This window comes from Bacillus sp. JJ1127, from assembly GCF_036965845.1.
Lineage (GTDB): Bacteria > Bacillota > Bacilli > Bacillales > Bacillaceae_G > Bacillus_A.
The window spans coordinates 10,118-12,944 of record NZ_JBALQK010000140.1 but is presented as its reverse complement, the minus strand read 5'-3'; the positions used below and the strand labels follow the sequence as shown (position 1 = coordinate 12,944).

At 42.5% G+C, this 2,827-nt stretch carries 3 protein-coding genes and 14 tRNA genes; 16 read left to right on the top strand and 1 reads right to left on the bottom strand.

From position 1 onward, the window contains the following. Window positions 1-22: 22 nt before the first annotated feature. The 16 genes from V7183_RS14500 to V7183_RS14425 all read left to right on the top strand — a co-directional run bounded on the left by V7183_RS14500 (window position 23) and on the right by V7183_RS14425 (window position 2,469). A tRNA-Ala gene (locus tag V7183_RS14500) sits at window positions 23-95 on the top strand. A gap of 17 nt (window positions 96-112) precedes the next feature. Beyond that, window positions 113-189: transfer RNA gene (locus V7183_RS14495), tRNA-Met, on the top strand. A gap of 4 nt (window positions 190-193) precedes the next feature. After that, a tRNA-Ile gene (locus tag V7183_RS14490) sits at window positions 194-270 on the top strand. 17 nt (window positions 271-287) lie between these two features. Continuing rightward, window positions 288-380 (top strand) — tRNA-Ser (locus V7183_RS14485). 23 nt (window positions 381-403) lie between these two features. Beyond that, window positions 404-480: transfer RNA gene (locus tag V7183_RS14480), tRNA-Met, on the top strand. A 3-nt stretch (window positions 481-483) separates the two neighbouring features. Next, window positions 484-559, top strand: a tRNA-Asp gene (locus V7183_RS14475). 10 nt (window positions 560-569) lie between these two features. Next, window positions 570-645, top strand: a tRNA-Phe gene (locus V7183_RS14470). 14 nt (window positions 646-659) lie between these two features. Next, a tRNA-Thr gene (locus tag V7183_RS14465) sits at window positions 660-735 on the top strand. A gap of 10 nt (window positions 736-745) precedes the next feature. Continuing rightward, window positions 746-821 (top strand) — tRNA-Lys (locus V7183_RS14460). A 13-nt stretch (window positions 822-834) separates the two neighbouring features. After that, window positions 835-905: transfer RNA gene (locus tag V7183_RS14455), tRNA-Gly, on the top strand. An 11-nt stretch (window positions 906-916) separates the two neighbouring features. After that, window positions 917-993 (top strand) — tRNA-Ile (locus V7183_RS14450). Window positions 994-997: 4 nt separating this feature from the next. Further along, window positions 998-1,072: transfer RNA gene (locus tag V7183_RS14445), tRNA-Asn, on the top strand. A 4-nt stretch (window positions 1,073-1,076) separates the two neighbouring features. Next, window positions 1,077-1,167, top strand: a tRNA-Ser gene (locus V7183_RS14440). Window positions 1,168-1,173: 6 nt separating this feature from the next. Continuing rightward, a tRNA-Glu gene (locus tag V7183_RS14435) sits at window positions 1,174-1,245 on the top strand. A gap of 146 nt (window positions 1,246-1,391) precedes the next feature. Further along, window positions 1,392-1,868, top strand: coding sequence for a DUF5680 domain-containing protein (locus V7183_RS14430; protein ID WP_335359961.1), 477 nt, complete (start codon window positions 1,392-1,394; stop codon window positions 1,866-1,868). Window positions 1,869-2,166: 298 nt separating this feature from the next. Continuing rightward, window positions 2,167-2,469, top strand: coding sequence for a hypothetical protein (locus V7183_RS14425; RefSeq protein ID WP_335359960.1), 303 nt, complete (start codon window positions 2,167-2,169; stop codon window positions 2,467-2,469). Here the strand turns inward: V7183_RS14425 and V7183_RS14420 are convergent. Next, the gene (locus V7183_RS14420; RefSeq protein ID WP_335359959.1) at window positions 2,454-2,747 is read right to left on the bottom strand and encodes a hypothetical protein; all 294 of its coding nucleotides are present in this window, start codon (window positions 2,745-2,747) and stop codon (window positions 2,454-2,456) included. The genes V7183_RS14425 and V7183_RS14420 overlap by 16 nt on opposite strands. Window positions 2,748-2,827 lie beyond the last annotated feature (80 nt).

Here is a 2,827-nt window from a genome sequence, read left to right as displayed (position 1 = left end):
TCTTCCCGATATCTTTAAATACGGGGCCTTAGCTCAGCTGGGAGAGCGCCTGCCTTGCACGCAGGAGGTCAGCGGTTCGATCCCGCTAGGCTCCACTTATTTAAATACTTATGGCGGTGTAGCTCAGCTGGCTAGAGCGTACGGTTCATACCCGTGAGGTCGGGGGTTCGATCCCCTCCGCCGCTACCATAAAGGACCTTTAGCTCAGCTGGTTAGAGCAGACGGCTCATAACCGTCCGGTCGTAGGTTCGAGTCCTACAAGGTCCACCATTTGAAGTAAATTCCCTGGAGGTATACCCAAGTCTGGCTGAAGGGATCGGTCTTGAAAACCGACAGGCGGCGAGAGTCGCGCGGGGGTTCGAATCCCTCTACCTCCTCCATTTTTAAAATAATATTATATCGTCGCGGGGTGGAGCAGTCTGGTAGCTCGTCGGGCTCATAACCCGAAGGTCGCAGGTTCAAATCCTGTCCCCGCAACCAAATGGTCCCGTGGTGTAGTGGTTAACATGCCTGCCTGTCACGCAGGAGATCGCCGGTTCGACCCCGGTCGGGACCGCCATTTATATAAAGGCTCGGTAGCTCAGTCGGTAGAGCAGAGGACTGAAAATCCTCGTGTCGGCGGTTCGATTCCGTCCCGAGCCACCATTTTGAAATAGCAAGCCGGCTTAGCTCAATTGGTAGAGCAACTGACTTGTAATCAGTAGGTTGGGGGTTCAAGTCCTCTAGCCGGCACCACTTTCAAAATGAGCCATTAGCTCAGTTGGTAGAGCATCTGACTTTTAATCAGAGGGTCGAAGGTTCGAGTCCTTCATGGCTCACCATTTACAATTTTATGCGGGTGTAGTTTAGTGGTAAAACAAGAGCCTTCCAAGCTCTGGTCGAGAGTTCGATTCTCTTCACCCGCTTTTTCTATTGGGGGCCTATAGCTCAGCTGGTTAGAGCGCACGCCTGATAAGCGTGAGGTCGATGGTTCGATTCCATTTAGGCCCACCATTATTCCGCAGTAGCTCAGTGGTAGAGCTATCGGCTGTTAACCGATCGGTCGTAGGTTCGAGTCCTACCTGCGGAGCCATTATAGAGAAGTACCCAAGTGGCTCAAGGGGCTCCCCTGCTAAGGGAGTAGATCGCTAACGCGGTGCGAGGGTTCGAATCCCTTCTTCTCTGCCAGAAATTGGCCCGTTGGTCAAGTGGTTAAGACACCGCCCTTTCACGGCGGTAACACGGGTTCGAATCCCGTACGGGTCATATTAAAAGAGATAGCATAATCCGCTATCTCTTTTTTGTATGCAATGAATATTCTGTTTAAGTGAAAGCAGACTTTGTTTAGAAATTCGTAAATAAGCACCTCTTTTTTATAAGTTATTAGAATTGCATCGTAATGGAGGATTATTATGTCAATCAATCATGAATTACTCACCAAATTCCTTGTAGAAGCTAAAAGAAATACATATGCATCCCAGGGAGATGATGCATCGGTTGAGCCATTATTAAACGGTTCAAAACAACTTGAATACTGTAGTGGTGATTATTCTTATCGGGATATTTACTATGGTTCAGCTTTTTTTATCGGGCAAGAAACGGTGGAGTTTGAGAATCGTCCAATCTGGTCAATGGTCTATTCAGGTGGTGTCACCATCCCAAACGCAGATTGGGATATTATTGGTCCGATTTATAGGTTCCTTCGCCAAGCGTTAAGGTTAGTTGATACAAATTCTATCTATCGTGGTCCAAATTACTATGAATCAGGTACATATATTTTCAAGAATGAGTATGAAGGAACTCTTGACTGTTTTCACGGGAAAGAAATCATCCTCATAGGTGATGAAAAGGTATATGAATTGAGATACAACGGTGGCATAGTCCGATAATTATTCCGATAAAACAACAATATTTGTGAAAAGAGTCAAAGAAAAAATCACCTAATATAGTTTGGGTGGTTTTTTAGATATCGTTCATTAACAATTTACTTTAACAGAGCCTATGTATATAAATACTTTTTGCTTTTTGAAACGTTCGATGTAAAAGCTACTGTATTAGGCAAAGGCGGATCTAATCACTTTTGTCTGATATATAATTTTGTACAGTCCAAAAAAGCTTATTTTCGGTTGAACAGGAAAAAATGCTAAAATATAAGTGTGAATAGGAATAATGGGGGCGATATAATCTATGTCTATCCAAGTGTTACTTTTCGTTTTAGCAGGCTGTTTCTTTATATGGATTGGTATGAGTATGTTGAGAAAGCGAAAAACTCCTTTCATAGCTGGTTACAATACAATATTCCATCCAAAGAATGAAGTATTGCTAGCAAAGCGTATAGCAGTAGTAGTCATCTTATTTGGATTAGAGACAATTTTATTTCCTATTGCTTCGCTCATATTAAAAGTAGATGGAGTTTATTTCGCTATTTTAACCGGGATAGATATTGCAGCTGCCTTGATTTTGATCATAATGGATCAAATGGAAGTATGAAATGATATATCGGATTCGTTTGTCCCATTTGTATCATGAATAATTGTTTGTAAAATAGATTCCCATCTGTGGGGATCATCAGGTAAGAAATGTCCTGCATCTTTCATATAATGGGTTGTTACACGAGGAGTAGCTAAGGCTACTTTTTTTATTTCTTCTATTGACGATAAAGTGTCGGCTGTACCGTGGAATAGCATGACTGGTAGGCCGTTTGTTTTACCATATTCAATATAGGCTAACTTGCGCCTGTCTTGTAAAGTTATGATGTGATCTTTCATACGATTCACTCCCATAATAAATTATAAACCGACCGTTAAGTCTAATTTTACACTATATAAGTCCATTTTAATTTTTCGAC

Bases quoted from the DNA above. Each gene is read 5' to 3' on its own strand.
- V7183_RS14430 (WP_335359961.1), top strand. From the start codon at position 1,392: ATGTCAATCAATCATGAATTACTCACCAAATTCCTTGTAGAAGCTAAA.
- V7183_RS14425 (WP_335359960.1), top strand. From the start codon at position 2,167: ATGTCTATCCAAGTGTTACTTTTCGTTTTAGCAGGCTGTTTCTTTATA.
- V7183_RS14420 (WP_335359959.1), bottom strand. From the start codon at position 2,747: ATGAAAGATCACATCATAACTTTACAAGACAGGCGCAAGTTAGCCTAT.